General features: G+C 69.9%; 26 protein-coding genes. 11 read left to right on the forward strand and 15 right to left on the reverse strand.

The genetic code is table 11. From position 1 onward, the window contains the following. Positions 1 to 4 precede the first annotated feature (4 nt). The 5 genes from E5S69_RS20695 to E5S69_RS20715 all read right to left on the reverse strand — a co-directional run bounded on the left by E5S69_RS20695 (position 5) and on the right by E5S69_RS20715 (position 6,071). Entirely contained in the window at positions 5 to 1,360 is a 1,356-nt protein-coding gene (locus E5S69_RS20695) for a DUF2957 domain-containing protein (protein ID WP_171516501.1), read from the reverse strand. 152 nt (positions 1,361 to 1,512) lie between these two features. After that, the gene (locus E5S69_RS20700) at positions 1,513 to 2,433 is read right to left on the reverse strand and encodes a DUF1571 domain-containing protein (protein WP_423766657.1); all 921 of its coding nucleotides are present in this window, start codon (positions 2,431 to 2,433) and stop codon (positions 1,513 to 1,515) included. Positions 2,434 to 2,609: 176 nt separating this feature from the next. Beyond that, positions 2,610 to 3,587 (reverse strand): TetR/AcrR family transcriptional regulator, encoded by a 978-nt coding sequence (locus E5S69_RS20705; protein ID WP_171516502.1) that lies wholly within the window; start codon positions 3,585 to 3,587, stop codon positions 2,610 to 2,612. A 275-nt stretch (positions 3,588 to 3,862) separates the two neighbouring features. Beyond that, a complete protein-coding gene (locus E5S69_RS20710; RefSeq protein WP_171516503.1) occupies positions 3,863 to 5,458 on the reverse strand; it encodes a GMC family oxidoreductase in 1,596 nt (531 codons plus the stop codon). A gap of 7 nt (positions 5,459 to 5,465) precedes the next feature. Continuing rightward, positions 5,466 to 6,071 carry a hypothetical protein gene (locus E5S69_RS20715; protein ID WP_171516504.1) on the reverse strand — a complete coding sequence of 202 codons (606 nt, stop codon included), beginning with the start codon at positions 6,069 to 6,071 and terminating at the stop codon, positions 5,466 to 5,468. A gap of 125 nt (positions 6,072 to 6,196) precedes the next feature. Here E5S69_RS20715 and E5S69_RS20720 point away from each other — a divergent pair, with 125 nt between their 5' ends. The 6 genes from E5S69_RS20720 (at position 6,197) to E5S69_RS20745 (ending at position 12,057) form a co-directional block, all read left to right on the forward strand. Continuing rightward, positions 6,197 to 7,270, forward strand: a complete 1,074-nt coding sequence (locus E5S69_RS20720) for an AraC family transcriptional regulator (protein ID WP_171516505.1) — start codon at positions 6,197 to 6,199, stop codon at positions 7,268 to 7,270. A gap of 257 nt (positions 7,271 to 7,527) precedes the next feature. Continuing rightward, on the forward strand, positions 7,528 to 9,099 hold the full coding sequence (locus E5S69_RS20725) for a flavin-containing monooxygenase (RefSeq protein WP_171516506.1): 1,572 nt from the start codon (positions 7,528 to 7,530) through the stop codon (positions 9,097 to 9,099). A 64-nt stretch (positions 9,100 to 9,163) separates the two neighbouring features. Further along, positions 9,164 to 10,054 (forward strand): SDR family NAD(P)-dependent oxidoreductase, encoded by an 891-nt coding sequence (locus tag E5S69_RS20730; protein WP_171516507.1) that lies wholly within the window; start codon positions 9,164 to 9,166, stop codon positions 10,052 to 10,054. After that, positions 10,051 to 11,010 carry an alpha/beta fold hydrolase gene (locus E5S69_RS20735; RefSeq protein WP_171516508.1) on the forward strand — a complete coding sequence of 320 codons (960 nt, stop codon included), beginning with the start codon at positions 10,051 to 10,053 and terminating at the stop codon, positions 11,008 to 11,010. Before E5S69_RS20730 ends, E5S69_RS20735 begins: the two co-directional genes overlap by 4 nt. Positions 11,011 to 11,020: 10 nt before the next feature. Continuing rightward, complete coding sequence (locus E5S69_RS20740) at positions 11,021 to 11,896, forward strand: metal-dependent hydrolase (RefSeq protein ID WP_171516509.1); 876 nt, start codon at positions 11,021 to 11,023, stop codon at positions 11,894 to 11,896. Then, a complete protein-coding gene (locus E5S69_RS20745; protein ID WP_171516510.1) occupies positions 11,893 to 12,057 on the forward strand; it encodes a rubredoxin in 165 nt (54 codons plus the stop codon). Before E5S69_RS20740 ends, E5S69_RS20745 begins: the two co-directional genes overlap by 4 nt. Before the next feature lie 98 nt (positions 12,058 to 12,155). On the opposite strand, the gene E5S69_RS20750 is transcribed toward E5S69_RS20745, so the two are convergent. Beyond that, a complete protein-coding gene (locus E5S69_RS20750) occupies positions 12,156 to 12,992 on the reverse strand; it encodes a MerR family transcriptional regulator (protein WP_171516511.1) in 837 nt (278 codons plus the stop codon). Between the two features lie 94 nt (positions 12,993 to 13,086). Here E5S69_RS20750 and E5S69_RS20755 point away from each other — a divergent pair, with 94 nt between their 5' ends. The 3 genes from E5S69_RS20755 to E5S69_RS20765 all read left to right on the forward strand — a co-directional run bounded on the left by E5S69_RS20755 (position 13,087) and on the right by E5S69_RS20765 (position 16,306). After that, entirely contained in the window at positions 13,087 to 14,043 is a 957-nt protein-coding gene (locus E5S69_RS20755; RefSeq protein ID WP_171516512.1) for a LysR family transcriptional regulator, read from the forward strand. Between the two features lie 119 nt (positions 14,044 to 14,162). After that, positions 14,163 to 15,143, forward strand: coding sequence for a Bug family tripartite tricarboxylate transporter substrate binding protein (locus E5S69_RS20760; protein WP_171516513.1), 981 nt, complete (start codon positions 14,163 to 14,165; stop codon positions 15,141 to 15,143). Positions 15,144 to 15,331: 188 nt separating this feature from the next. Beyond that, positions 15,332 to 16,306: a M14 family metallopeptidase gene (locus tag E5S69_RS20765; RefSeq protein ID WP_171516514.1), complete on the forward strand. Its 975-nt coding sequence runs from the start codon at positions 15,332 to 15,334 to the stop codon at positions 16,304 to 16,306. 88 nt (positions 16,307 to 16,394) lie between these two features. Here E5S69_RS20765 and E5S69_RS20770 read toward each other — a convergent pair whose 3' ends face one another. From E5S69_RS20770 to E5S69_RS20795, 6 genes are all read right to left on the reverse strand, one after another. Next, a complete protein-coding gene (locus E5S69_RS20770; RefSeq protein WP_171516515.1) occupies positions 16,395 to 16,940 on the reverse strand; it encodes an Sbal_3080 family lipoprotein in 546 nt (181 codons plus the stop codon). Positions 16,941 to 17,081: 141 nt separating this feature from the next. Beyond that, positions 17,082 to 17,270, reverse strand: coding sequence for a hypothetical protein (locus E5S69_RS20775; protein ID WP_171516516.1), 189 nt, complete (start codon positions 17,268 to 17,270; stop codon positions 17,082 to 17,084). Between the two features lie 30 nt (positions 17,271 to 17,300). Then, the gene (locus E5S69_RS20780; RefSeq protein ID WP_171516517.1) at positions 17,301 to 17,879 is read right to left on the reverse strand and encodes an OB-fold putative lipoprotein; all 579 of its coding nucleotides are present in this window, start codon (positions 17,877 to 17,879) and stop codon (positions 17,301 to 17,303) included. A gap of 43 nt (positions 17,880 to 17,922) precedes the next feature. After that, a complete protein-coding gene (locus tag E5S69_RS20785) occupies positions 17,923 to 19,167 on the reverse strand; it encodes a glycosyltransferase (RefSeq protein ID WP_171516518.1) in 1,245 nt (414 codons plus the stop codon). Between the two features lie 49 nt (positions 19,168 to 19,216). Further along, on the reverse strand, positions 19,217 to 20,644 hold the full coding sequence (gene mnmE, locus E5S69_RS20790) for a tRNA uridine-5-carboxymethylaminomethyl(34) synthesis GTPase MnmE (RefSeq protein WP_171516519.1): 1,428 nt from the start codon (positions 20,642 to 20,644) through the stop codon (positions 19,217 to 19,219). Positions 20,645 to 20,728: 84 nt separating this feature from the next. After that, entirely contained in the window at positions 20,729 to 21,541 is an 813-nt protein-coding gene (locus tag E5S69_RS20795; protein WP_171516520.1) for a CHAD domain-containing protein, read from the reverse strand. Positions 21,542 to 21,717: 176 nt separating this feature from the next. On the opposite strand from E5S69_RS20795, the gene E5S69_RS20800 reads away from it, so the two are divergent. Together E5S69_RS20800 and E5S69_RS20805 are read left to right on the forward strand one after the other, a co-directional pair. Next, positions 21,718 to 22,155, forward strand: coding sequence for a PaaI family thioesterase (locus E5S69_RS20800; protein ID WP_171516521.1), 438 nt, complete (start codon positions 21,718 to 21,720; stop codon positions 22,153 to 22,155). 34 nt (positions 22,156 to 22,189) lie between these two features. After that, entirely contained in the window at positions 22,190 to 22,576 is a 387-nt protein-coding gene (locus tag E5S69_RS20805) for a VOC family protein (protein WP_171516522.1), read from the forward strand. Positions 22,577 to 22,594: 18 nt separating this feature from the next. On the opposite strand, the gene tam is transcribed toward E5S69_RS20805, so the two are convergent. From tam to yidD, 3 genes are all read right to left on the reverse strand, one after another. Beyond that, positions 22,595 to 23,365: a trans-aconitate 2-methyltransferase gene (gene tam, locus E5S69_RS20810; protein WP_171516523.1), complete on the reverse strand. Its 771-nt coding sequence runs from the start codon at positions 23,363 to 23,365 to the stop codon at positions 22,595 to 22,597. A gap of 220 nt (positions 23,366 to 23,585) precedes the next feature. Continuing rightward, positions 23,586 to 25,259, reverse strand: coding sequence for a membrane protein insertase YidC (gene yidC, locus E5S69_RS20815; protein WP_171516524.1), 1,674 nt, complete (start codon positions 25,257 to 25,259; stop codon positions 23,586 to 23,588). Between the two features lie 21 nt (positions 25,260 to 25,280). Further along, on the reverse strand, positions 25,281 to 25,562 hold the full coding sequence (yidD, locus tag E5S69_RS20820) for a membrane protein insertion efficiency factor YidD (protein ID WP_171516525.1): 282 nt from the start codon (positions 25,560 to 25,562) through the stop codon (positions 25,281 to 25,283).

Genomic DNA, 25,562 nt, shown 5'->3' on the forward strand with positions numbered 1-25,562 from the left:
GCAATCAGGGGGCGGCGAGCACGCCCACGCGGAAGGTCGGGCTGGCGCCGCCGGTGCCGGACAAATGGCTGAACACCCGGCCACTGGCGACGAGCGCGCCGGTGGTGCCGCTGTTGTCGGTGGTGGCCACCATGCCCGGCGCGGCCTGGGTAAAGTCGAGCTGGAAGCCGCCGGTCTGGTTCATCGTCATCGGGTCGAGCAGGTCGACGCGCGCGCCCCTGACCAGCGAGGCCGTGTAGGCGAAGTCGCTGCCCGAGCCGATATAGCCGCCATCGAGCTGGCCATTGGCAACGGTGGTGGCCGGCGCCATCAATGCGAGCCCCGATTCATCGTCGACATTGACCGTCAGCGGCAGCAGCGAGATCTGCGCATAGCCGGTGCGCACCACCAGCGGTACCAGCGCGCCGCCGAGCTTGCCCACCACCATCAGGCCCTTGGCGCGGCTGGCATTGCTGGCGGTGATGGCCTGGCTCTGGAACGACGGATAGCGGCGGCTGCCGTCGGCATTGCCGCTCTCGAACGCGCCATCGGCGCTGCGCAGCTTCCAGTTGTTGCCGGTGCTGAGGCAGCTGCCGGCCGCGGCGGTGCAGCTGCCATCGGCGTTCAAGGTCTCGGTGGTCTGCGCGGTGGCGGGCGTGAAGTGGCTCGATGCGGTCAGCGCGCCGCCGGATGGCACCTGGTGGTAGCCCAGCAGGTTGTAGCGGCCAGCCACCTTGCTGAAGTCGGTTTCGGTCTGGGCGAAGGCCAGCACCGGGTAGAACGGGAAGGTGGTGGCCGGGATCGCGCCCAGCCCGAGCACGCCCGCGTAGGAAATGGTGGCGCCCGGGATGCCGCCGCCGGCAACGCCGTTGCCCAGGAAGATCACCGGCGGTTTGGCGCTGTCGATATTGGCCTGCGAGACGCCGTCCGATGCCGTGGCGGTCTGCAATGCGACCGCGCAGCGGTTCTGCTCCGCGGTCGGCAGCGAGGTCAGGTTGGCAAAGGTGCCGATAAAGGTCACGCCCGCGCGCGTCGGACTGACGCTGCCGGGCTGCTTCGGCACCGGCGATTCGATGATCTCCAGCTGGTACGTGCGCGCCGCGGTATCGAAGCGCAGCTTCACCAGTTCGCCGGCGCCCGAGCCGCCGGTGAAGGTGGTGCCGTAGTCGAGCGCCGCGGGGCACAGCGATCCGGGCGGGCCGCCGAGGGTGACCGGCCCCTGCGCCGGGCACGTGCCGCTGTCCGCGCATTGCGGCGGCGCCTGCGTGCCGGCGCGCGGCGCGTCCTCATCGCCGCCGCCGCCTCCGCAGCCGGCCAGCGCCGCGGCCATGCTCACCCCTGTCACAACCAAAGTCCTGCGCCAAAGCGTCGACATGGTCATTGCCTGTCTCCTGAATTTTGCTGGCGACCCCAGTTTTCGGATCGGCGGTCCGGCTCTGCGTCCGGATCCTGTCGTGTGCGGCGACTGTCGCCGCGCGTGGGTTTCAGCGTCAATAGAGCGGCCGTTCCAAACGGCGCGGCCGCCGCGCCGTGTCAGAAGCGATACTCGGGATTGGCCGGCTCGAACACCGCGGCCTCGAAGGTCTTGCGCACCAGCTTGTCGAACACGATCTTCTCGACCATGTTGCCGTCGGCATCCCACGCGGTTTCCACGCGGATATACGGATGCTTGAGGTCCAGCATCAGCTGCACCTTCTTGGCGTAGTACTGCGGCGCGCCGGCCGGCAGGTCCCAGGTCAGCGCCACCATGCGCACGCCCTGCTCCTGCACGATCTCGGCCTTGGCGTATTTCTCGGACAGGCCGGCGGCGCGCAATGACCTGGCATCGCGCTCGAGCATCGACAGCACGTACTGGAAGCCCAGGTCGCGCACGGTATGGTTGGACTGCGAACGCGCCAGCGAGCCGTCCAGCGCGATCCACATCGAGGTGAAGCCCAGCATGCCGCCCAGGTGGCCGTACATCTCGTCCTTGCGGCGGGTCTCGTCGTAAAGGATTTCCTGGCCCGCCTGCGCGCCGCCCGGCAGCCACTTCGCATAGAGCTGGCGCGGCGCATGGCGGTAGCGGATCTGCATCTTCGCGGGCTGTTCCTGCCACTGGCCGTTGAGCCGTTCCTGGCGCGACATCCAGTACTCGTATTCGGGATAACGGTTCATCTCGGCGCGCGCCCATTTCAGCAGCGTATCGGGCTGCAGCGCCTGGAACACGGCCAGTACCTGGGCATCGGACAGGCGCGCCAGTTCGCCGCTGGCGACCTGGCGCGAGAACAGCGCCGCCTGCTGTGCCGCGGGCAGGCCGTCATACGTCGTGCCGGCGGCAGCGGGGGCGCTGGCCGGCTGGGCCATGGCCAGGGGTGGCAGCGCCAGCGGCGCGGCCACCAAGCCGATGATGATGCCGGCAACGGCGGCAAGCTTGTGCAGTGGGATCGATGGCTGGATCGGTGCTTGGATTGACACGGCAGCTTCCTCCTCAGGACGGGCAGAGCGAACGGGGCCGCCGCGGCGCCTGCGGGCATGCCGGCCGGGCGCACGGGGTCCACGGGCCGGGGCGCGGCCTCGCTGGTGGATCGACGGTTCAGGTTGCGCGAGCGTGACGGCACCGTGCCGGCGGTAACCGGCGGCGGTGCGCGCCGCTATGTCCTGGAGCGCATTCGCATCCAGTCATCCAGCGGGTTGCTGGGAAAGCTCGCGGTGTGCTCGCGCGCGCGCACCGGCACGCTGGTCACGGCGGCGCGCTTGGTGCCCGCATTGCGCACGGTCCGTGCGCTGGTGCGGGCCTTGCCGAGGGCGGCGGCATGGCTGGCCGCTTCGCCCATGGTGGCCGCGATCGCGGCCACGCTGGCATCCGGGGTATCGGCGGGCTGCGCCGCCACGCAGGCGGCGCGCTGCGCGATCTGCTGCTGCTGTTGTTGCTCACCCAGCTCGAACACCGACTGCAGCGCCGAGCGTTGTTCCGCACTGGGCTGCGCCACGTTCAGCACGGCCTCGACCATCGCGGTAAGCTGCGCCAGCACGTGCGCATCGCTCATCTGGCGGCCCTGCGTGAACGCGGGCAGCAGGCTGGCCAGTTCTTGGCCGGCGAGCACGCCGGCCAGCGCCTTGAGCGCGAACTGCAGGCGCCAGCCCAGCTCATGCCGCGGCAGCGCCGGAATGGCGCGCGCGAAGGCGTCGAAGAAGCGGCCGTACACCGGCGCATAGTGCTCCAGCAGGTATTGCTGGATAAAGGGCGAGGTATCCGAATACACGCGCCCCAGCAGCCGCAGGAACGACGGCCCGCCCACCGACGGATCGCGCGCCAGCTGCAGCGCGGGCACGAACAGCGCGCCCATCACGTGCTCGCAGCGGATGGCGTGGCCGGGCCAGCGCGCCTCGCACGCATCGAGCAGCGCCAGGCGCCGCGCGTTGAGCGGGTCCAGGCGCCGGCTCAGCACGGCGTGCATCATGATGTCCTTGCTGCGGAAGTGGTAGTTCACGGCGGCCAGGTTGACGATGGCGCGCGACGTGACCTGCCTGAGCGAGGTGGCTTCGTAGCCGACCTCCGTGAACAGCTTTTCCGTGGCGTCGAGAATCCGGGCCTTGGTGTCTCCTGCCGAGCTTTTGCCGGTCTTCATGGGGGCGCTTCTCTCTTCTGTACCGCGATAAACCCCTGTGCAATGCGCTGCGCTGTCCGCTCCCTGCTCTGGCGGCATACGGATGCTTGAAACAGCTGTACGAAGCCTATCCACCGCTTCGGGCGTTTCACAAGCGCTGAATTGGAATGGACATTCTAAAAGCGCGGATCGTGTGGGGAATCGCACCACATTGTCCGCGGTGCCGTGCAGCGGGCAGGCTTGCCGCATGCCTGGGCAGCCAGACAACCGGGGCTCGCCTGCCTCGCGCAAATACATCATGACGTGAGGTTTCGCGCCAGCGCGTCGGCATTCTGCGCGGCCAGCGCGAACACCGACAATTGCGGATTCGCCCCCACGCTGGTGGGGAACACCGAGCCGTCGAACACCGACAAATTGGCCAGCTGGTGATGGCGGCCATGGCTGTCGACCACGCCGCCGCGCGGGTCGTCGCTCATGCCGCAGCCGCCCATCAGGTGCGCGGTGAACAGCGCGGTGCGGAACGGCTTGAGCGGCAGCCGCGCGATGGCCGCACGCGCTTCGGGCCAGCTGCGGTACTCGGTGGCATCAAGGTGCGCGGGCCGCACCCGTTCGGCGCCGGCCGCGAACTGGGCCTGCGCCATGCTCAGCCAGGCGCGCCGCACGCCGTCCCAGGCGTAGTCATTCATCGCGTAGTCCAGCAGCGGGCTGCCGTCGGAGGCCAGGCGCACGCGCCCGCCCGGGCTTTCCGGCACGAAGCCGTCGCGCAGCAGCGCCAGCATGGCGTTGGTGTGGGGCAGCTGCGCCATATCGCGGCGCAGCGCCGCGCCCACGCCATTGACCACGCCGGCGCTGATGCCGGGGAACATCGGCGGCACCTCGAGCTTGTAGCCCATCGGCCCGGTCGCGCCGTCCCGCCACTGGAAGTGGTCGGAGGCAATCGACTGCGGCGCGCCATAATAGGGATCAATGCGCTCAGGCATCTTTGCGATGCTGATATTCACCGGATGGATAAACGTGCGTAATCCTAGCCGCTGATGCGGGTCCGGCACGCGCGAGCGCAGCAGCAATGCCGGGGTGTTGATGGCGCCGCCGGCGGCGATCACGTGCCGGGCGCGCACGACTACGCCGATCCCGGTGGGCGTGTACCCGTCCGCGCCCAGCGCCTCGCCGGTGACCGACTGCACGCGCTTGCCGTCATGGTCCACGGTACGCACGCGCACGCGGTGCACCAGCGTCGCGCCGCTGGCCAGCGCGGCGGGAATGGTCGAGACCAGCATCGACTGCTTGGCATTGACGGGGCAGCCGAAGCCGCAATACCCGGAATTCCAGCAGCCTTTCACGTTGCGAGGAATCACGTGCCATTCCCAGCCCAGCGTCTCGCAGCCGCGCCTGAGCACGTCGTTGTTGGGGTTGGGCGCCATCGCCCAGGGGGCGATGCCCAGGCGCGCTTCCACCTTGTCGAACCACGGCGCCATCTCGGCCTCGCTGTGGCCGGTGACGGCGTGGTGCGTGGCCCAGTGCGCCAGCGTCCGCGGCGGCGTGCGGAAGCTCGACGACCAGTTGACGGTGGTGCTACCGCCGACCGCGCGGCCCTGCAGGATGGCGATGGCGCCGTCGGCCGTGGTGCGCGCCGCGGCCTCCTGGTACAGCTCGCGGTAGGCGCGCTGCTCGTCCATGTCGCGGAAGCTGTCCGAGGTGCGCAGCGCCCCTTCTTCCAGCAACACCACGCGCAGGCCGGCGCGGCTCAGGGCTTCGGCGCTGATGCCGCCGCCCGCGCCGCTGCCGACGATGGCGACGTCGGCATCGAGCGTGCGCGGCGCGGTGAAGCTGCTGGCGTCCAGGACTTTCCAGCCGGCGGCGATGCCGGCATCGTAGAGATTGTCGATGGCCATGTCGGGTTCAGGCGTGCAGCGCCTGGTAGACGGCCGCGTTGGGGCCGGGATAGCCGCAGCCGGCCCATGCGGCCGGCAGCGCGTAGTAGCCCACGCTGGCGAGCTTGACCAGCACCACCGCGCCGGCATTGAGCGTGGCCAGGCGGCTGGCGCGCCAGCGCGCCAGGAAGGCCTGCACCTGCGCCGGCGTGGCGGCGCTCCATTCCGGGCGGATGCCGGTCAGCGCCCAGCGCAGCGGCATGGTGGCCAGCAGGCCGAACAGCTTGCGCAGCTCGGCCTGCGCGCCCGCGCCCATGGCGGCGCAGGTGGCGTCGATATTGCGCAGCGCGTCGTGCGCCAGCAAGGCCTGGCGCGGCGGCGGCGCCTCGGCCAGCTCCGTGACGATGGCCGGCAGCAGCGCGCGGAACAGCGCCACGTCGTCCGGGCGCAGGAACGACAGGCCGGCCTGCGGTGCGGTTTCGGCAGACGAGCAGCCGGCCAGCGACGGCACCAGCGCGGTACACGCCAGCGCGGCCGAAAAACCGAGGCCGACCTTGAGGAAGCCGCGCCGCGTCAGCGCGTGCAGCGCATCGGCATCGGCCGCCGCACGGCGGGGATGAGGGTTGGGGTGCATCGGGTCTCCTTGCGCCAGTCTCTTGTCTTCGTTCTGCTGTGCGGGCGGGCAGGCCCGCATTGACGCTCCCCGGAGTTTGGATAAAGATCGGTGCCCGGTCTTGATCCCGCATGACAGGTGATTTGATGCCACGCGCCAACCCGTCCGATGGCGGTGCCGGTGGTATGCAGGACGGCACAGAGACTGGCACCGTCTCGCTCGCCTACCTTCGCGCCGTGCTCGACCACGGCCAGCGCCTGGGCATTGCCCCGGCCGAGCAGCTGCGCGCCGTCGGCGTGCCGCCGGCGTTGCTCGACGCGGGCACGCAGGCACAGACCGCCACGCGCATTCCCGGTGCGGCTTACCTCGCGCTGCTCGACTGGCTGGAGCAGGCCACCGGCGATGCCGATGTCGGCCTGCGCGCCGGCGCCGCCTTCGCGCCGCGCCACTATGCCGAGATGGGCTACGTGGTGCTGACCACGCCCACCGTGCGCGACGCCATCGTGCAGGGCATCCGCTATGAAGTGCTGGCCAACGACATCGGCGCCACCCGCCTGATCGAAACCCCGCAGGCCGCATGCATGACCTGGGCGGCGCGGCATGGCCCGCTGTCGCGCCATGCGCACGAGCTGCATATGGCCACGTGGGTGGTGTTCGCGCGCTGGCTGATCGGCAACCAGCATGTGGCGACGCAAGTGGAGTTTCCCCACGCCGCGCCCGCCGATACCCGGCTGCATGCCGAGGTGTTCGGCTGCCCCGTGGTCTTCAACGCCGGGCGCCATGCCATGCATATCGCACGCGCCTTGCTGGACCTGCCGTCGCTGCAGGCCGATGCCGGCATGCAGGCGCAGATGACGCGCATTGCCGATGCGCAGCTGCAGCAGATCGTGCCCGCGGGTGCCGACGCGCTGGCGCAGGCGCGTGCCTGCATCCGCGCGCGGCTGCCGCAGGGCGAGGTGCCGATCGCCGACGTCGCCGCGCACCTGGGCTTGCCGGTGCGTACGCTGCAGCGGCGGCTGCAGGCGCGGGGCATCAGTTATTCACAGCTTGTGGACAACGTCCGGCGCGCGCTGGCGCAGCAGTACCTTGCGGAACCGGGCACCAGCCTGGCGCAGTGCGCGCTGCGGCTGGGCTATTCCGAGCAGAGCGCGTTCACCCACGCGTTCAAGCGCTGGACCGGTGAAACGCCGCACGGCTGGCGCAAGGGTCGAGCCGCCTAGCGCCGCGTTGTTGCAAGCGCGCCTTCGCAACACGCGACGCCACAAAAAATTCCTGGAGTTTCAAACGCACCGCGCCCTGCCATGCCGCAAGGGCGTAGCCGCCGCTTATGCCCGTTTCATGTGCGCCGGAAGCCGCTGGAAATCCCCAAAAATTAGAACCATCCTTCGACTCACGGCATTGACCGCCCGGCGCGCGCTTCCTACGATGACATCCATCAATGTCACAATAAACACTGTCGATACGGTGAGGAGCGCGCATGCATGCACCCGCGGAGTTGCCGCAACAGGCCCCCCCTGCCCCTGAGCACACCGACATTGCCATCATCGGCAGCGGCTTTGCCGGCCTGGGCATGGCGATCCGGCTGCGCGAGCGCGGCGAGCACGATTTCCTGGTCTTCGAGCAGGCCGGCGCGGTCGGCGGCACCTGGCGCGACAACCACTACCCGGGCTGCGCCTGCGATGTGCAGTCGCACCTGTATTCCTTTTCCTTCGCGCCCAACCCGGACTGGTCGCGCATGTTCTCCACCCAGCCGGAAATCCGCGCCTACCTGGAGGACTGCACCGACCGCTTCGGCCTGCGCCCGCACCTGCGTCTGCACCATGCGCTGCGCCACGCCGCCTGGGACGAGTCCGCGCAGCTGTGGCGGCTGCGGATGGCCGACGGCAAGGTGGTGCGGGCGCGCGTGCTGGTGTCGGGCATGGGCGGGCTGAGCCGGCCGTCGTATCCGGATATCCCGGGACTGGATGCGTTCGCGGGCGAGTGCTTTCACTCGCAGCACTGGAACCACGCCTATGCGCTCGCCGGCAAGCGCGTGGCCGTGATCGGCACCGGCGCCAGCGCGATCCAGTTCGTGCCGCAGATCGCCCCGCAGGTGGCGCAGCTGGACCTGTACCAGCGCACCCCGCCGTGGATCATGCCCAAGCCCGACCGCGAGGTCAGCGCCGCCGAGCGCTGGCTGTTCCGCCGGCTGCCGGTCACGCAGACGCTGGTGCGCACCGGCATCTACTGGATGCTGGAGTCGCGCGTGCTGGGCTTCGTGCTGCATCCGAAGATCATGAAGGTGGTCGAGCGCGTCGCGCGCCGCCACCTGGCGCGGCAGGTGCGCGACCCCGCGCTGCGCGCGACGCTGACGCCGGACTACACCATCGGCTGCAAGCGCGTGCTGATCTCCAACGACTACTACCCGGCGCTGACGCGCGACAACGTCGACGTGATCACGACCGGCATCGCACGCGTCGAGCGCGACGCGGTGGTGCTGCGCGACGGCACGCGCCGGCCGGCGGACTGCATCATCCTGGGCACCGGCTTCCACGCCACCGACCCGCTGCCGCGCGGCGTGATCTCGGGGATCGGCGGCGTGGACCTGGTCGACGCGTGGCGCGACGGCGCGCAGGCCTACCTGGGCACCACGGTCTCGGGCTTTCCCAACCTGTTCTTCGTGGTCGGCCCCAACACCGGCCTGGGCCACAGCTCGATGGTGTTCATGATCGAGTCGCAGGTGGCCTATATCGCCGACGCGCTGCGCCAGATGCGCCGCGAAGGCGTGCAGGCGGTGGACGTGCGCGAGCCGGTGCAGCGCCGCTTCAACGAACGGCTGCAGGCCCGGCTGGGCCATGCGATCTGGTCCGCCGGCGGCTGCGCCAGCTGGTACATCGACCCGCGCAGCGGCCGCAACACCACGCTGTGGCCGGGCTTCACCTGGCAGTTCCGCCGCGCCACGGCCAGCTTCCGCATGACCGACTACGACCTGTACCCGGTGCGGCGCGCGGTGCCGGACGAGGCCGCGATGCCGCCGTCTGCCGACATCGCCAGCGCCGCGGGTGCGTGACGCACCGGATATTTCCCCTGATTCCGCCCAGAAGAACGACACACACACCGGAAGGAGACCGGACATGAAGGACTTCCGCAACAAGGTTGCCGCGATCACCGGCGCCGGCTCGGGCATCGGCCGCGCACTGGCGCTGGCGCTGGCCCGCGAGGGCTGCCAGCTGGCATTGTCGGACCGCAACGAGGCCGGGCTGGCGCAGACCGCGGCGCAGGCCATGGCCGCGGCGCCGCATGCCCGCATCACGCAGCACACCGTCGACGTGGCCGACCGCGCCGCGGTCCATGCGTGGGCCGCCGCCGCGGCTGAGGCGCACGGCCGCGTCAACCTGATCTTCAACAACGCCGGCGTGGCGCTGTCCAGCACCGTCGAGGGCATGAGCTACGACGACCTGGAATGGATCATCGGCATCAACTTCTGGGGCGTGGTGTACGGCACCAAGGCCTTCCTGCCTTACCTGAAGGCCAGCGGCGACGGCCACGTGGTCAATACCTCGAGCATCTTCGGCATCTTTGCCCAGCCCGGCATGGGCGCCTACAACGCCAGCAAGTACGCGGTGCGCGGCTTTACCGAATCGCTGCGGCAGGAACTGGACCTGATGGACTGCGGCGTGTCGGCCACCACCGTGCACCCCGGCGGCATCAAGACCAATATCGCGCAGGCCAGCCGCGTGTCGGCCAGCGTCAACGGCTTCCTGGTGCGCGATGCGCAGCACGGCAAGGACGAGTTCGAGAAATTCTTCATCACCTCGCCCGACAAGGCCGCGCGCGTGATCCTGGAGGGCGTGCGGCGCAACCGCCGGCGTGTGCTGATCGGGCCCGACGCCTACGCCGCCGACGCCATGGCGCGGCTGCTGCCCGCCGCCTACCAGTCGCTGGTGGTGCGCGAGACGCGCCGCAAGCGCACTCTCGGCAACGTGGTGGCGCCCGCTCCGGTGCGCCAGGGAGAGCGCCCGTGAACCGCGTGGCGATGGAAGCCGACGCGGCGCTGCTGGCGCCGCCGGGCGTGCTGACGCGCTGGTTCGGGCAGGGCCGCATGGGCCTGTTCAGCCTGTCGCGCGCCACGCTGGCGCAGCGCCATGCGCTGCCGGCGTCGCGCTGGGTGCGCGTGCTCGATGCGATGGTCCACTACACCGACGAAGGGCCCGCCGACGGCGAGACGCTGGTGCTGATCCACGGCTTCGGCGCGTCGCTGCATACGTGGCAGGGCATCGTGCCGGCGCTGGCGCAACGCTATCGCGTGCTGCGTCTGGACCTGGCTCCGTTCGGTCTGACCGGGCCGCTGCGCGACGCGCGCGGGCGCATCGAGACCATGGACGTGCACCGCTACCGCGACTTCATCGATGCCTTCCTGGCGGCGGTCAACGTGCGCCGCGCCAGCGTGATCGGCAATTCGCTGGGCGGGCTGATCGCGTGGGACCTTGCGGTGCGGCGGCCCGGTGCGGTCGACAAGCTGGTGCTGATCGATGCCGCGGGTTTCCCGATGAAGCTGCCGGTCTACATCGACCTGTTCCGCCATGCGCCGGTGCGCTGGTCGGCGCCGTGGCTGCTGCCCGAATTCATCATCCGCGCCGCCACCCGCGACGTCTACGGCGACGCCTCGCGCGTGCCGGAAGCCACCTTCCGCCGCTACGTGGACTTCTTCTACGCCGAGGGCAGCCGAGAGGCCGTCGGCAAGATGGTGCCGAAGCTCGACTTTGCCCAGCTCGACACCCACCTGCTCGGCAGCGTGCGCGCGCCCACGCTGGTGCTGTGGGGCGAGCGCGACCGCTGGATCCCGCCCGCGCACGCGCAGGCCTTCGCCGCGCGCATCCCGGGCGCGCAGCTGCGCCGCTACGCGGGGCTGGGCCACGTGCCGATGGAAGAAGACCCGCAACGCGTGGCCGCGGACCTGCTGTCCTTTTTTGCCAACTGAGGAGACCGTCATGATGCCAGTCCGCCGCGACGTGCATCCCCACCTGCCGCCGGAGCGCATCAGCGACTGGCACGAGCGGGGCCGCCACGTCACCCATTTCCTCAACACGCTGTCGATCTTCTTCCCGGCCGGCGAGCGCTTCTTCATGGACAGCGTGCGCAACTACCGCGACCAGGTGAAGGATCCCGAACTGAGCCGCGCCATCGCCGGCTTTATCGGCCAGGAGGCGATGCACACGCGCGAGCACATCCTCTACAACCGGCTGATGGAAGACGCCGGCCTGCCCGCCGCGGCGCTGGACCGCGCGGTATGGAAGCTGCTGGACCTGCTGCGCAAGATCCTGCCCCACTCGTGGCAGCTGGCCCATACCATCGCGCTGGAGCATTACACGGCCATGCTGGCCGACGGCGTGCTCAAGGATGCGCGCCACCTGGGCGCGAACTCGCAGGCCGGCTACCGGCAGGTGTGGACCTGGCACGCGCTGGAGGAAACCGAGCACAAGGCGGTCGCCTACGACGTCTGGAACACCGTGATGAAGCCGGGGCCGTACCGCTACTTCGTGCGCACCTTCACCATGCTGACCACCACGGTGACGTTCTGGGCGATGGTGTTCGTGTTCCATCTCGCGCTGGTGATGGGCGACAAGGGCTGCCGCAACAAGCTGCGCGGGTTTGGCAGCGCGCTGCGCTTCCTGTGGGTCTCGCCCGGCGCGCTGCCGCGCATGATTCCCGAGTGGCTCAGCTACTTCCGCCCCGGCTTCCATCCGTGGGACGACGACAACCGCGCCGAGCTGGCCCGTATAGAGCCGCTGGTTCGCGAGATCGAAGACACCGCGCGCGCCGCCGGCGTCTCCACCCGTGCCCCGTCGTTGCGGGGGACGGCATGACCATCTGGCAGTGCCAAATCTGTGGGTTCGTCTATGAAGAAGCGCTCGGCATGCCCGAGCACGGCATCGCGCCCGGCACACCGTGGGGCGCGGTCCCGCCGGAATGGCGCTGCCCGGACTGCGGCATGGCGAAAGCGGATTTCGACATGGTTGCGGTTTAGGCGCGGGGGTGAGGCTGGCGAGAGCTGAGGGATTTAGCAAACCGCCGGCGTAACTCCCCTCTCCCGCTTGCGGGAGAGGGGAGCAAACCCGTGGCACGCTAGGGCTTTGTGGGCCCGCCACCCTCCTCATCATGCAAATGCTCGATGATCGCCGCCACCCTGTCCCCCAGGTACTTGTTGGCCGAGATCTCCAGCGCCCGCATCATCTCTGTCTCCGCCATCACCAGTGCCAGCGGGCGGATGCGCCACAGGATGTCGACCAGCCGCGGCACGTCCTGCGGTGGCGGCAGCTTGCCTTCGCCGAAGCGGTCCAGCTCGCGCACCACGGTGGCGACAATCTGGTCCGAGACCGCCTGGAAATGCGCGCGCGACTGCGCGATGATCTCCAGCACGTCTTCCAGCGCAAAGCCCGCATGGGCGATCTCCGCGCCCGCGGCGAGGGCGCGCGGGCTGCGTGCCAGGTAGCCCAGGCCATCCGGTTCCAGCAGCCCCAGCGAAATCGCCTTGGCCAGCGCCGGGCGCGAGATCGCGCGGCCGAACAGACGCGCCAGCGCGAGGTAGGAGTAGTGCCGCGGGGTCTCGTTGGTCCACGGGCTGCTGATGGCCGTCTCCAGCCCCAGGATCGAGCGCAGGTCGTGCCCTTCGACGATGGCCTTGAGCAGCTCGGTGATATTGGCCAGCGTGTAGCCGCGCGCCAGCAGGTGGTGGATCAGCTTGAGCCGCCCCAGGTGCACCTGCGTGTAGATGCCCACGCGCCCGCGCCGCTGCGGCGGGTCGATCAGGCCGCGGTCCTGGTACGAGCGCACGTTGCGCACCGTGGTGCCGGCCACGCGCGCCAGTTCGTCGATGGTGTATTCCGGCGCGGGCGGCGGTCCGGATGTGGCGGACGCCGTACGGGTCGGGGACGAGGATGGGCGGCGCCGGGTCAGTGTCATGCGAAAAATTCTAACCGACGAACGCGGCAGGCAAAGTCGCCGCAGGTTTTGCCGATAATGCAGGCATTGCCCCCACCGCGACCGTCCGCTTCCCATGCATATCCGCTGGCTCGAAGACTTCGTCTGCCTGGCCCAGGCCGGCAGCCTCGCGCGCGCCGCTGAACTGCGCAACGTGACCCCGCCCGCCTTTGGCCGGCGCATGCAGGCGCTTGAGGTCTGGGCCGGCGCCCCGCTGATCGACCGCAGCGCGTTCCCGGTGCGGCTGACCGCCGAAGGGCGCCAGTTCCTGGAAGCCGCGCAGAGCGCGCTGCGCACGCTCGAGGACACCCGCCTGGCGCTGCGCGCCGCGCACCGCGCCGACGCCAGCACCATCAGCATTGCCACCGGCAAGACGCTGGCGCGCTCGATGGTGCCGGCGTGGCTGGCGGGCTTGCGCGAGGCGCTGCGCCATGACCCCGCCGCGGCTGGCTTCCGCACCCGCCTGTCGACCTTCCCGATGCACGACGCGCTGGCGATGTTCGCCGAGGGCGATGCCGATTTCCTGCTGTGCTACAGCCCGCCCGACCTGCCGGTGATGCTGGACGACGCGCGCTACCAGTTCCACCTGGCCGGCGTGGAGCGGCTGGTGTGCGTCAGCGCCGCCGATGCGCGCGGCGCGCCGCTGCACCGGCTGGGAACGGGAAAGGTCACGGGCAAGACCGCGGCCAGGCCGGTGCCGATGATCGCCTACGCCGAGACCCTGACGCTGGGCCGCATGGTCAACCAGGAGATCGCGCGCCGCAAGCTGGCGCCGCGGCTGGACGTGATCGCGGTCAGCGACTTTGCCGAGTCCGTGCACGAGATGGTGCGCCAGCGCATGGGCCTGGCCTGGCTGCCCGCGCGGCTGATTGCCGACGACCTGCGCGACGGCCGGCTGGTGCGCGCCATCGCCGCCGCGCGCGAGGACGATGGCGGCGACCTGGCGCTCGATATCCGCCTGTACCGCCCGCGCGCGCCGATGCGGCCGCTGGCCGAGGCCTTCTGGCAGGCGGCGCTGCAGTCACCACGCTGAACCGCGCCGGCGCCCCTTGCCGAATTGGCAACCGCAGTTGCCAAAGCCGCACGTCGGCCCCGGTTCCGCGCTTCTACCATCGGTCCACAACCATTATTCCGGGACCCAGAGCCAAGACCATGAAGACCACCCTGCGCGCGGCCGCTGCCGCACTTTGCCTTGCCGCATCCGTCGGCGCCATCACCGAGGCCGCGGCCGCCACCTGGCCCACCAAGCCGATCACGCTGGTGGTGGGCTACACCGCCGGCGGCAGCGTCGACCTGGTGGCCCGCACCATCGCGCCGGAACTGGGCAAGCGCCTGGGCCAGAGCGTGGTGATCGAAAACCTGGGCGGCGCCGGCGGCACCATCGGCGCGGCCAAGGTGGTCAAGGCCGAGGCCGACGGCTACACGCTGCTGATGGGCTCGGGCAGTGAAGTGTCGATCGCCCGCCTGACCAACCCGGCGGTGCGCTATGACGGCGAGAAGGACCTGGCGCCGGTGACCTTTGTCGGCACCCAGCCGATGGTGCTGGTCGGCAAGCCCGGCCTGCCGGCGAAGAACGCGGCCGAGCTGATCGCGCTGGCCAAGGCCCAGCCCGGCAAGCTGTCGTATGCCTCGTCCGGTGTCGGCACGCCGCTGAACCTGGCCGGCGAGCTGATCAAGCAGCAGGGCAAGGTCGAGATCACGCACGTGCCGTACAAGGGCGCATCGGCAATGGCCACCGACCTGCTCGGCGGCCAGATCGACCTGGCGGTGATGGTGCTGTCGTCGGCGCTGCCGCATATCCAGGCCAACCGCGTGCAGGCCTACGGCGTGACCGGCGCCAAGCGCTCGCCGGTGGCGCCCAACGTGCCCGCGCTGGCCGAGACCCCCGCGCTCAAGGGCGTGGACATGGGCGTGTGGTTCGGCCTGATGGGTCCGGCCAGCTTGCCCAAGCCGGTGGTCGAGCGCCTGAACACCGAGATGCTGGCCGTTCTGGCCATGCCTGACGTAAAGAAGAAGCTGGCCGAGGCCGGCGTGGAAGTGGCGCCCGCCAACCCGGCGCAGTTCGGCAGCTTTATCAAGCGCGAGACCGGGCGCTACCGCACGATTGTGCAGACGGCGGGGATTCAGCAGTAAGCGGGATGGCGAGGCGGCGTCGCTCTTGCATCCCGGCCCTCTCCCCCGCCCCTCTCCTGCAAGCGGGAGAGGGGTTGGGGGAGAGGGCCAGCGCCCGCCATGCCTGCCGCCGCCCCACCCACTCTTTGTCCACATCACACGACCCGGCCGGCACCGACCCGCCAGGCACCCTGAACGCACCGACTCCCATGACCCACCAGCCCACACCGATCGACGCCTACCCCGTCGACGTCGCCTTCCCCGACATCCGCCCCTGCGCCGCCGGCAACACCGGCATCCCCTACCTGTACACCTTCGACAGCGGCCAGCCCGGCCCGCACGTGATGGTCAACGCGCTGACCCACGGCAACGAGGTCTGCGGCGCCATCGCCGTCAAGGCGCTGCTCGACCACGGCCTGCGCCCGCGCCGCGGCCGCCTGACGCTGGCGTTTGCCAACGTCGACGCGTATCACCGCTTCGATCCCGCCAGGCCCGATGCGTCGCGCTTTGTCGACCAGGACTTCAACCGCGTCTGGACCGCAAAGGTGCTGGATGACGCCAGGCTCGATTCATCGGAGCTGCGCCGCGCGCGCGCCATGCGGCCGGTGATCGACACTGTCGACCTGCTGCTGGATCTGCATTCGATGCATGAAAAAAGCCGGCCGCTGATCGTCTCCGGCCCGCTCGACAAGGGCATCGCGCTGTCGCGCGCGCTCGGTGCGCCGGCCGACGTGATCGTCGACGAAGGCCACCCCGAAGGCCGCCGCATGCGCGACTACGATGGCTTTGGCGATCCCGCCAGCCCGCGCAACGCGCTGCTGGTCGAATGCGGCCAGCACTGGGAACCGGCCGCCGTGACGGTGGCGCGCGACAGCACCGCGCGCTTCCTGCTGCATGCCGGCATCGTCGCGGAAAGCGACCTGCCGGCCGGCTGGCTGCAGCCGCTGCCGGCCGCGCAGCGCGTGGTGCGCGTGACCGAGCCGGTGGTCGCCACCAGCATGGACTTCCGCTTTGCCGGCCCCTACACCGGGCTGGAGACCTTCACCGAGGCCGGGACCGTTATCGGCTGGCGCGACGGCGAGCCGGTGGTGACGCCGTATCCGGATTGCGTGCTGGTGATGCCGTCGCTGCGCCAGTTGCGCCCGGGCGTGACCGTGGTGCGCCTGGGGCGCTTGGAACGCTGACCCGGGTACGCTGGGCCGGGCGCGGTTGCGCCCGGCAGGATGCTGCGCACAGGGACATGGCGCGGCCCTACGGTTGACTGCAGATCGGCTATGCGGCCGGCGTGGGCCCCGTGCCCGCGGGCGGCGGGGGCGGCGGCAGCATGCCGGGGAACAGCTGCTCGACCAGTTCATCGAGCTTGGACGACGGCTGCACGAAGTTGCTCAGGTTCAGCCCGCCCGCGCTGCGGTTGGCGTTGTAGACCGCCTTGCCGACCCGGTCGCCATTGCGGAACACGGTGATGTCGGCGTTGTTCAGGTACGCCGTCCAGTACCAGGCGCCGCGCGCCGTGTACAGCGCCACCATCGGGCACGCCGCGATCGAGCTCTGCGCCTGCAGCACCTTCACCTCGAAATTGCGCCGGCGCAGCGACGACAGGAAATTCTCGACAAAGTCATTGCCGGTGACCGGGTTCACCACCACGCACAGCAGCGTGCCGTTGGCGCCGTAGTGGCCCAGCGGGCCGCCGCCGGCCGGCACCTGGAACGCGACTAAGGGATCGGTGCGGTCGGGGCGGTCGACCGGCGTCACGGCCTGGTAGGTCGAGCAGCCGGTCAGCAGCAGGCCGAGGCCGGCCGCCAGCAGTGCTTTATGCATGGAAGGTCCTGGATGGCTGGGCGGCGTGCCAGGCAAGGCGCAGTGGCCACCGCATACCGTCACACTGTAGGCGCCGGCATGCCGATCCAATCGGCCAAACAGAAGCGCAAAACGGCCGCTTCTGGCGCGGCGGATGGCGCCTCAGCCGCCCGCCAGCCGGCCCACCAGCACCAGGCACAGCGCAGCCAGGCAGACCCCGACCACCGCCACCTGCACGCGCGTCACGGGTTTGCCGCCGAACAGCGTCTGGCTGAGCCAGGCGGGCGAGATCACGCCGACAAGGGTGGCCACCATGATCAGGATGGCAAGGACGGACAGCACGGATTGCATGGCGGGAAACTCCGGAATCGTCGCGGGCGATCAGTTGGCGCCGCCGCGCAGCAGGCAGTCGCGCAGCAGCGGCATGCCGTCGGCCAGGCCGGCGCCATTGCACTCTACCGCCACCTTCTGGCCGCGCCGCACCATGGTGGCGCGGGCTTCCACTCCGCACTCGCGTCCAGCCGGGCCGCAGATCTGGCGCGGCAGCAGCAGCGCGCGCACATTGGCGCCCGGGTCGTTGGTGCGGATATCGACAAAGACCTGCTCGCCCTCGCGGCGGATGCCGCTGGCAACGCCTTCGACGATCAGGTACTGGTTCAGGTAGTCGCGGTCGGCTTGGCCGGCATTGTCGCGGTACGCATTCAGCAGCGCATCGGCCTGCAGCTGCGGCAGGCGGTCGGCGGGGCGTTGCGGGTCGATGCTGACCGGATCCAGCGTGCCGTCGCGCGGCACGCCGCGCACGTCGCTGGCCGCCGCCTGCGCTTCAGCCGGCACTTCGGCCGGTGCTTCGGACACGGCCCCGCCGACATCGTCGCGGCGGTCATTGCCGGCAAACCACAACATGCCAAGGACAGCCACGGCGACGATGGCAATAAGGATTTGCTGGGTACGGTTCAACATCGGGAAAGTCCTGCGTCAGTGAAAGCGGAAGGCGAAAGGCGGATTATGCGCCCTGCTTCCGGCAAAAGCGTTCGATCGCCGCCACGGCATGGTCGACGCCGTGCTCGGCCGCCACCGCGCGGCCCAGCGTGGCGGCCCGTGCGCGCGTGTCCGGCCGCTCGGTGAAGGCGATCATCGAGGCCAGCCGCGCCGCATCGATCTTGTGCCCGGCCACGTGCCGTGGCGCCACCCCCAGCGACGCCAGCCGGCCCGCCCAGAAGAACTGGTCGCCCGCGAACGGCAGCACAATCGACGGCACCCCCGCCGCCGCCGCCGCATGCGTGGTGCCCGCGCCGCCGTGATGGATGGCCGCGGCCACGCGCGGCAGCAGCCAGTCATGCGGCGTGGGGCCCACCACATGGAAGCTGGCCGGCAACGCCGCCACGTCGATGCCGCTCCAGCCCGGATAGAACAGCGCCCGCCGCCCATCGACCGCCTGCACCAGCGCCGACACCACCTTCTGCCGGTCAAAGCCCGCCATGCTGCCGAAGCCGATATAGAGCGGCGCCTCGCCCGCCGCCAGGAACGCGCGCAGCGCCGGGTCCGGCTGCCAGTCCGGCTGCGGCGGCACGGTCCACGCGCCGGTCACCAGCCAGTCGTCATGCCAGTCGGGCGGACGCGGCACCAAGTGCGGCGACATCGCATACAGCGTCGGAAACGCCGGCCACATCGCCTTGCGCGCCGGCACGCCGAACAGCCTGGCGCGCGCCGCATTGGTGGCGTTGCGGAACATCCGCCATAGCACGAAGTTGACCAGGTGATGGCTGGCACGGTTTGCCCATCCCGGCATGCTCAGCGGCGGCAGCAGCGCCGACGGAAACGCCCGCGTCGGCGAGATCGGGAACATGCCCGCGCCGATCACCGGCTTGCCGAGCTGCTCGCCCACCGACAGCGCCACGTATGCCGTCAGCCCCGAAAACACGATGCCGTCCGCATCGCGCGCCGCCTGCGCCAGCTGCGCCATCCACGCCTCGGTGTTGTCCTCGGCAATGCGCCCGAACGCGCGCGTCGCCTCGGCCACGTTGCCGCCCTCGGTCATCAGCTTGTGCAGCGCGCCGCCGGGCGCCAGCGTCTGCTGGATATCGCCGGCCATGGGCGCGAACGGGACGTCGTGCTCGGCAGCCAATGGCGCGGCCGAGCGTTCGCCCAGCATCAGCACATCGTGGCCGGCGGCACGCAGGCCCACGGCCAACGCGACGACGGGGCGGCAGTCGCCCTGGGTGCCGAAAGTAATGAGGGTCAGGCGCATCGTGGCGGGTGCCTTGGTCAGAGGTGTGTCCGCGTACACGGCGCCTGCGCTACTTCCCGATGCAAAACCGCGTAAAAATCGTCCCCAGCAGATCATCGCTGGTGAACTCGCCGGTAATGCTGTTCAGGTGCTCCTGCGCCAGCCGCAGCTCTTCGGCAAACAGGTCCAGCGCCTGCGCCTGGCGTTCGCTCTGGTCGGCGGCGACGTCGAGGTGCGATTGCGCCTGCCGCAGCGCGGTCAGGTGCCGCTCGCGCGCGAGGAAGGTACCTTCGTTGCCGGACTGCCAGCCGACCAGCCGCAGCAGTTCGCGCCGCAGCAGTTCGATGCCGGCGCCGGTGCGGGCCGAGATCCAGATCTCGGTCGGATTGGGGCCGTTGGCGGCGACCACGTGCGGGCGGTTGCCGGCGAACATGAGCTCGCCCACCGCGGGGGCCTTGTCGATCTTGTTGACGATGCGCACGATCGGCGCGCCCGGCGGCAACTGGCCGCTGAGCTTGTCGTCGATGGCGTCGTCGATCTCGGACAGGCCGTGGCGCAGGTAGTCGGTGGCGTCGACCAGGTGCAGCACGATGTCGGCGCGGCGGATGGCGTCCCAGGTGCGTTCGATGCCGATGCGCTCGACTTCGTCGGCGGCGTGCTCGCGCAGGCCGGCGGTGTCGATGATATGCAGCGGGATGCCGTCGATCTGGATGGTCTCGCGCACGCGGTCGCGCGTGGTGCCGGCAATCGGCGTGACGATGGCCAGCTCCGCGCCGGCCAGCGCGTTCAGCAGCGACGACTTGCCCACGTTGGGCTGGCCCGCCAGCACCACCGACAGCCCCTCGCGCAGCAGCGCGCCCTGGCGCGCCTGCGCCAGCACCGCGCCCAGTTCCGCGCGGATCGCGGCAAGCTGGCCGCGCGCGTCGGACTGCTCGAGGAAATCGATCTCTTCCTCGGGGAAGTCGAGCGTGGCTTCCACCAGCATGCGCAGGTGGATGACCTTGTCCACCAGCTGGCGGATGGCGTTGGAGAACTCGCCCTCCATCGAGCGCGCGGCGGAGCGCGCCGCGGCCTCGGTGCTGGCTTCGATCAGGTCGGCCACGGCCTCGGCCTGGGCCAGGTCGAGCTTGTCATTGAGGAAGGCGCGGCGCGTGAACTCGCCGGGCTCGGCCAGGCGCAGGCCGATGCCGTCGCCCGCCTGCAGGCAACGCGTCAGCAGCATCTGCATCACCACCGGGCCGCCGTGGCCCTGCAGCTCCAGCACTTCCTCGCCGGTATAGGAGTTGGGCGCCGGGAAATACAGCGCCAGGCCATGGTCGATGACCTTGCCGTTGCCATCGAGAAACGGCAGGTAGGTGGCGTGGCGCGGCTTCAGTGCCTGGCCACAGACGGCGCGCATCACGGGGCCGACATCGGGGCCGGACACGCGCACCACGCCGATGCCGCCGCGGCCGGGCGCGGTGGCGATGGCGGCAATGGGAAGCTGGGGAGCAATCATGGCGGTATTGTCGCAGATCGGGTGCGCTCGGCGTGGCACGCCGTGGTACGCGGTAAGCGGGCCGCCGGGGCTGGCGGGCGGGGGTCAGCCGGCGCCGGGCAGCGGCACATCGTCCGGCATCGATTGCACGTCCAGGCATTCCGCCAGCAGGCGGCGCGCGACGATGCCGTCGACCAGCCTGCCCAGCTTGCCCTGGCGTTTGACCAGCTTGCGATGCAGGCGTTTGGTATAGCGCGCCGGCAGCACCGGTGCCAGCGCCTCGATCACATAGCGCAGCCGCTTGCTGGCGATGCGGTGCGCATGCACCGCGCGCGGGTCGCCCCCGCGTGCGGCACTGGCGAGCGCACGTAATTGCTTGCGGCCACGGCGCACGCGCTTGCGCCCAAATGGCGCCAGGCGGGCGCTGTCATTGCGGGCGCGGGCGGCCAGGTGGGCCAGGTGCGCCAGGTCGCGATGCAACGCCGGCAGCGGCCAGTTGCGGTAGGCGGCCAGCGCCGCCAGCATGGTGTCGCGTGCGTCGTCGCGGCGCTCCCGGGCGGTGTCGGCGATGGCGGCCAGCACCGGGTCGTGCGGCTCCCGTTCGCGCGCCGCGCCGATGGTCTCGGCCAGGAACACGTCCCAGTCGCGGACTTCGCTGGTGGCGCGCGCCAGCGTGCGCAGGTCGCGCTTCCAGCGGTCGCGCTCCTCCCGGGGCAAGGCCGGACCCATGGCCCACACGACCGCGCGCGCCTGGCGCAGCGCGACGCGCAGCTGGTGGAGGTCTTCCGGGTCGTCGCGGTGTTGCAGCGGGTCCAGGCACGCGTCGATGCGCGCCAGGCTGGCTTGCGCCAGCGCGGCAAAGGCAGCGGCGGGCCGTGTCTTGCGGCGCAGTCGGGGGGAATTGGCGTCGGCGTTCATGGCGGTCTGCATGCGGTCAGGCGCGCACGCGGGACGCAGATGGCTACAGTGTAGGCGACAGCACGCGCCTGGGCGGAATGCGGCGCCAAAGCCGCTTAGACGGTTGACACGCCCGGCCCTTCACGCTGGAATGCGCAGATCGCCGGGCCCAGCGCCCCGCCCCACGAGGAACCGCCATGACCACCGAACAGGAACGGCGTCTGCTGCGCGACACCATCGAGGCCGGCTTCCGCCAGGCCGCCTTCGTCAACGATGTCGGCATCGCCCTGGCGGACTGCGGGCCGGGCTGGTGCGAATCGACGCTGGCGGTCACGGCGCGCCACCTGCAGGATGGCGGCCTCGTCCATGCGGGCGTGCAGGCCACCATGGCCGACCACACCGCCGGCGCGGCCGCCACCACGATCCTTGAAGCGGGCCAGCACGTGGTCACCGCGGAATTCAAGATCAACCTGCTCAGGGCCGTGCGCAGCGAACGGCTGCGCTGCCGTGCCGACGTGCTCAAGTCCGGCCGCTCCATCATCGTGGTCGAAGCCGACGTGTTTGCCGACGTCCATGGCGAATCCGTGCTGGTCAGCCGGCTCAACGCCACCATGAGCGTGCTGGACCTGGCCTGAAACCTTTTCCGTTGAACCTGAAAGGAAGCCATCCATGATCGACCACACCGGCGTCGGCGTCAGCGATTACGCCAAGAGCCGCGCGTTCTACCAGGCCGCACTGGGCGCCATCGGCTACGTGCTGGAGAAGGAATTCCCGGCCAGCGTCACCGGCAGCACCGACGTGGCCGGCTTCGGCACGCCGGGCCATCCCGATTTCTGGATCCACCGCGGCACGCCCAACCAGCCGCCAGTGCGCGTGGCGTTCCGCGTCGACAGCCGCGCGACCGTCGACGCGTTCCATCGCGCGGCCCTGGCCGCCGGCGGGCGTGACAACGGCGCCCCGGGCCTGCGCCCGCACTACCACCCCGACTACTACGGCGCCTTCGTGCTGGACCCGGACGGGCACAACATCGAGGCGGTCTGCCACAAGCCCGCCTGACGACCCATCAGCGCGGCTTCAGCGCGTCGCCACGATGAACAGGCGCGGGAATGGCAGCAGTACCGACCCATCCGGCAGCGCCGGGTACGCCTTGGCAATTTCGGTCTGGTAGCGCGCCAGGTAGGCGGCACGCTCGGCCTCATCCAGCGGCTGCAGGAACGGACGCAGCCCGCTGCCCTTGAACCACTCCACCACCGCGGCCGGCCCGCCGGCGAGCGGATGGTGGTAGGTGGTCAGCCACACGTCCACGCGCTGGCACAGTGGACGCAGCAGTTCGTAGTACCAGCGCGCCGGCGCGCGCTCGGCGCGGGCCTTGCTGGCGCCGGCGAGCTTGTCGGCCCAGGGGCCTTCCGCCGCCACCCGGCGCATCAGCTGGTGCGCCGGTTCTTCCAGGTTGTCGGGCATCTGCACGGCCAGCGTGCCGCCGGTGGTGAGCTTCGACACCAGCGCCGGGAACAGGCTGGCGTGGTCGGGCAGCCACTGCAGCACCGCGTTGGCGAGGATCACGTCGTACGGGCCGGCATCGTCCCAGGCGCCGATGTCGGCCACGCGGAACTGCACGTCGGGCAGGCGCTTGCGCGCGGCGTCGATCATGTCCTGCGAACTGTCCAGCCCGGTCACCGATGCACCGGCGTAGCGCGCCAGCAGCACTTCGGTGGAATTGCCCGGCCCGCAACCGATATCCACGGCGCTGCGCGCGATTTCGTTGGGGATGGCAGCCACCAGGTCACGGACCGGGCGGGTGCGTTCGTCTTCGAAGGCGACGTATTGGTGGGCGGACCAGCTCATGGGGATCTCCTGACGGTAAGGGCAGGCCAGTAGGATACGCCTGCCGCAGAAAGCAGAGGCCAGCCGTAGCCAGCACCGCGGGAACGAGGCTCCCCTCTCCCGCGCGCGGGAGAGCGGAGCAAACCGCTGGCGGGTTTGAGGCCATCGGCACCTGGCTTCCACCAAACAAAAAGCCCGGCATCGCTGCCGGGCTTCCCGATTACCGCATCTTGCAACAGGCTCAGCTCTTGGCCACCGCCACGGCCTTGCCCTTGCCCAGCATCCGGTTGATCTGCCACTGCTGGGCGATCGACAGGATGTTGTTCACCACCCAGTACAGCACCAGGCCGGCCGGGAAGAAGAAGAACATGAACGAGAACACCAGCGGCATGATCATCATCACCTTGGCCTGCACCGGGTCCGGCGGGGTCGGGTTCAGCTTGGTCTGCACGAACATCGACACGGCCATCACGATCGGCAGGATGTAGAACGGATCCGGCACCGACAGGTCATGGATCCAGCCCAGCCACGGTGCGCCGCGCATTTCCACCGACGACAGCAGCACCCAGTACAGCGCAATGAACACCGGGATCTGGATCACGATGGGCAGGCAGCCGCCCAGCGGATTGACCTTCTCGGTCTTGTACAGCGCCATCATCTCCTGGTTCATCTTCTGCGGGTCGCCCTTGTAGCGCTCGCGGATCGAGGTCATGCGCGGCTGCAGGTCCTTCATCTTGCCCATGGACTTGTAGCTCGCCGCCGACAGCGGGAAGAACACCAGCTTGATCAGCACCGTCAGCGCGATGATCGACCAGCCCCAGTTGCCCAGGAAGCCGTGCAGCTTCTCCAGCAGCCAGAACAGCGGCTTGGCCAGGATGGTCAGCCAGCCATAGTCCTTCACCAGCTCCAGGCCCGGCGCGATCTTCTCGAGCATGTGCTCTTCCTGCGGGCCGGCGAACAGGCGCGCATCGGTGCTCACCGTGGCGCCCGGGGCCAGCTGGCCCAGCGGCTGCTGCACGCCCACGCGGTACAGGTTCGGGTCGATCTGCTGGACGTAGAAGCTGTGCTCCTTGCCGGTCTGCGGGATCCAGGCCGAGGCAAAGTAGTGCTGCACCATCGCCACCCAGCCACTGTTGGTGGCGGCCGGCACGCTGGCCTTGCCCTTGGCGACGTCTTCGAAGCTGATCTTGTGGTACTTGTCGGCGTCGGTGTAGATGGCCGGGCCGGTGAAGGTGCTGTAGAACTGCGACTGCTCCACCTTGCTGCCATCGCGCGCCAGTTCCAGGTACAGCGTCGGCGAGACCGGCGCGGTGCCCGCGTTGGTCACGTCGAACTTGCTGTCGACCACGTAGCTGCCCTTGCGGAAGGTGTAGGTCTTGACCAGCTTCACGCCGCTCTTCTCGGCGCTCAGCACCACCTGCACCTGCTCGGCGCCGTCCAGGTTGCGCGGGCCCGGGGCCGCGGTGAACACCGTGGTGTGGTTGGGCAGGTCGCCGCCGATCAGGCCCGAGCGTGCCATGTAGGTGCGCACGTTGTCGCGCTCGAACAGCACCACCGGCTTGCCGTCCTTCTCATGCTCCTTGAGCAGCTCCAGGCGCGACACGATGCCGCCGGCGGTGTCGATCTCGGCGCGCACCGTGTCGGTGGTCACCACGATCTTCTCGCCGGTGGGCTGGGCCGCGGCCTGCGGCGCGGCGCCCGGGCCGGCGGCCGGTGCGGCTGCGCCCGGCTGGACGTTGGCCTTGGGCACGTCGCCCTGCGCGGCAGCGCCGCTGGCGGCCGGCGCCGAGGCGGCCTGTTGCGTCGTGCTCGGGAAGAACATCGACGCATGGCCGTTGGCGCGCTGCCAGTTGTCGTAGAGCAGCACGAGGGACATCGAGAAGATGACCCAGAGGATGGTGCGTTTGATATCCATGTCTGGCTGTGGTCGGAGAAATCAGGGTCTGGGCAGACGGATCGCCACGGGCGCATGGCCTGTGGCGGCATGGACGGATGTGTCAGCTTCCGTGCCCGGCACGGGATCATACCCGCCTTGGGCGAAAGGATGGCAACGGCACAGCCGGCAGGCGGCCATCCAGCTGCCGCGCGCGGCGCCATGATGGACGACGGCGTCGCGGGCGTAGTCGGAACAGGTCGGCAGGAAGCGGCACTGCGAGCCCAGGTAGGGACTCAGGGCGATCTTGTAGATTCGCAGCAGGGCTAGCAGGATGCGCTTCAT

This window comes from Cupriavidus necator, from assembly GCF_013141915.1.
GTDB classification, from domain to species: domain Bacteria; phylum Pseudomonadota; class Gammaproteobacteria; order Burkholderiales; family Burkholderiaceae; genus Cupriavidus; species Cupriavidus necator_B.

Coding starts and splice junctions, on each gene's coding strand:
- E5S69_RS20780 (WP_171516517.1), bottom strand. CDS start 17,879: ATGTTGAACCGTACCCAGCAAATCCTTATTGCCATCGTCGCCGTGGCT.
- E5S69_RS20720 (WP_171516505.1), top strand. CDS start 6,197: ATGCCACGCGCCAACCCGTCCGATGGCGGTGCCGGTGGTATGCAGGAC.
- E5S69_RS20765 (WP_171516514.1), top strand. CDS start 15,332: ATGACCCACCAGCCCACACCGATCGACGCCTACCCCGTCGACGTCGCC.
- E5S69_RS20760 (WP_171516513.1), top strand. CDS start 14,163: ATGAAGACCACCCTGCGCGCGGCCGCTGCCGCACTTTGCCTTGCCGCA.
- E5S69_RS20795 (WP_171516520.1), bottom strand. CDS start 21,541: ATGAACGCCGACGCCAATTCCCCCCGACTGCGCCGCAAGACACGGCCC.
- E5S69_RS20775 (WP_171516516.1), bottom strand. CDS start 17,270: ATGCAATCCGTGCTGTCCGTCCTTGCCATCCTGATCATGGTGGCCACC.
- yidD (WP_171516525.1), bottom strand. CDS start 25,562: ATGAAGCGCATCCTGCTAGCCCTGCTGCGAATCTACAAGATCGCCCTG.
- E5S69_RS20740 (WP_171516509.1), top strand. CDS start 11,021: ATGATGCCAGTCCGCCGCGACGTGCATCCCCACCTGCCGCCGGAGCGC.
- E5S69_RS20745 (WP_171516510.1), top strand. CDS start 11,893: ATGACCATCTGGCAGTGCCAAATCTGTGGGTTCGTCTATGAAGAAGCG.
- E5S69_RS20705 (WP_171516502.1), bottom strand. CDS start 3,587: ATGAAGACCGGCAAAAGCTCGGCAGGAGACACCAAGGCCCGGATTCTC.
- tam (WP_171516523.1), bottom strand. CDS start 23,365: ATGAGCTGGTCCGCCCACCAATACGTCGCCTTCGAAGACGAACGCACC.
- E5S69_RS20750 (WP_171516511.1), bottom strand. CDS start 12,992: ATGACACTGACCCGGCGCCGCCCATCCTCGTCCCCGACCCGTACGGCG.
- mnmE (WP_171516519.1), bottom strand. CDS start 20,644: ATGATTGCTCCCCAGCTTCCCATTGCCGCCATCGCCACCGCGCCCGGC.
- E5S69_RS20800 (WP_171516521.1), top strand. CDS start 21,718: ATGACCACCGAACAGGAACGGCGTCTGCTGCGCGACACCATCGAGGCC.
- E5S69_RS20710 (WP_171516503.1), bottom strand. CDS start 5,458: ATGGCCATCGACAATCTCTACGATGCCGGCATCGCCGCCGGCTGGAAA.
- E5S69_RS20715 (WP_171516504.1), bottom strand. CDS start 6,071: ATGCACCCCAACCCTCATCCCCGCCGTGCGGCGGCCGATGCCGATGCG.
- yidC (WP_171516524.1), bottom strand. CDS start 25,259: ATGGATATCAAACGCACCATCCTCTGGGTCATCTTCTCGATGTCCCTC.
- E5S69_RS20805 (WP_171516522.1), top strand. CDS start 22,190: ATGATCGACCACACCGGCGTCGGCGTCAGCGATTACGCCAAGAGCCGC.
- E5S69_RS20695 (WP_171516501.1), bottom strand. CDS start 1,360: ATGACCATGTCGACGCTTTGGCGCAGGACTTTGGTTGTGACAGGGGTG.
- E5S69_RS20725 (WP_171516506.1), top strand. CDS start 7,528: ATGCATGCACCCGCGGAGTTGCCGCAACAGGCCCCCCCTGCCCCTGAG.
- E5S69_RS20785 (WP_171516518.1), bottom strand. CDS start 19,167: ATGCGCCTGACCCTCATTACTTTCGGCACCCAGGGCGACTGCCGCCCC.
- E5S69_RS20730 (WP_171516507.1), top strand. CDS start 9,164: ATGAAGGACTTCCGCAACAAGGTTGCCGCGATCACCGGCGCCGGCTCG.
- E5S69_RS20755 (WP_171516512.1), top strand. CDS start 13,087: ATGCATATCCGCTGGCTCGAAGACTTCGTCTGCCTGGCCCAGGCCGGC.
- E5S69_RS20770 (WP_171516515.1), bottom strand. CDS start 16,940: ATGCATAAAGCACTGCTGGCGGCCGGCCTCGGCCTGCTGCTGACCGGC.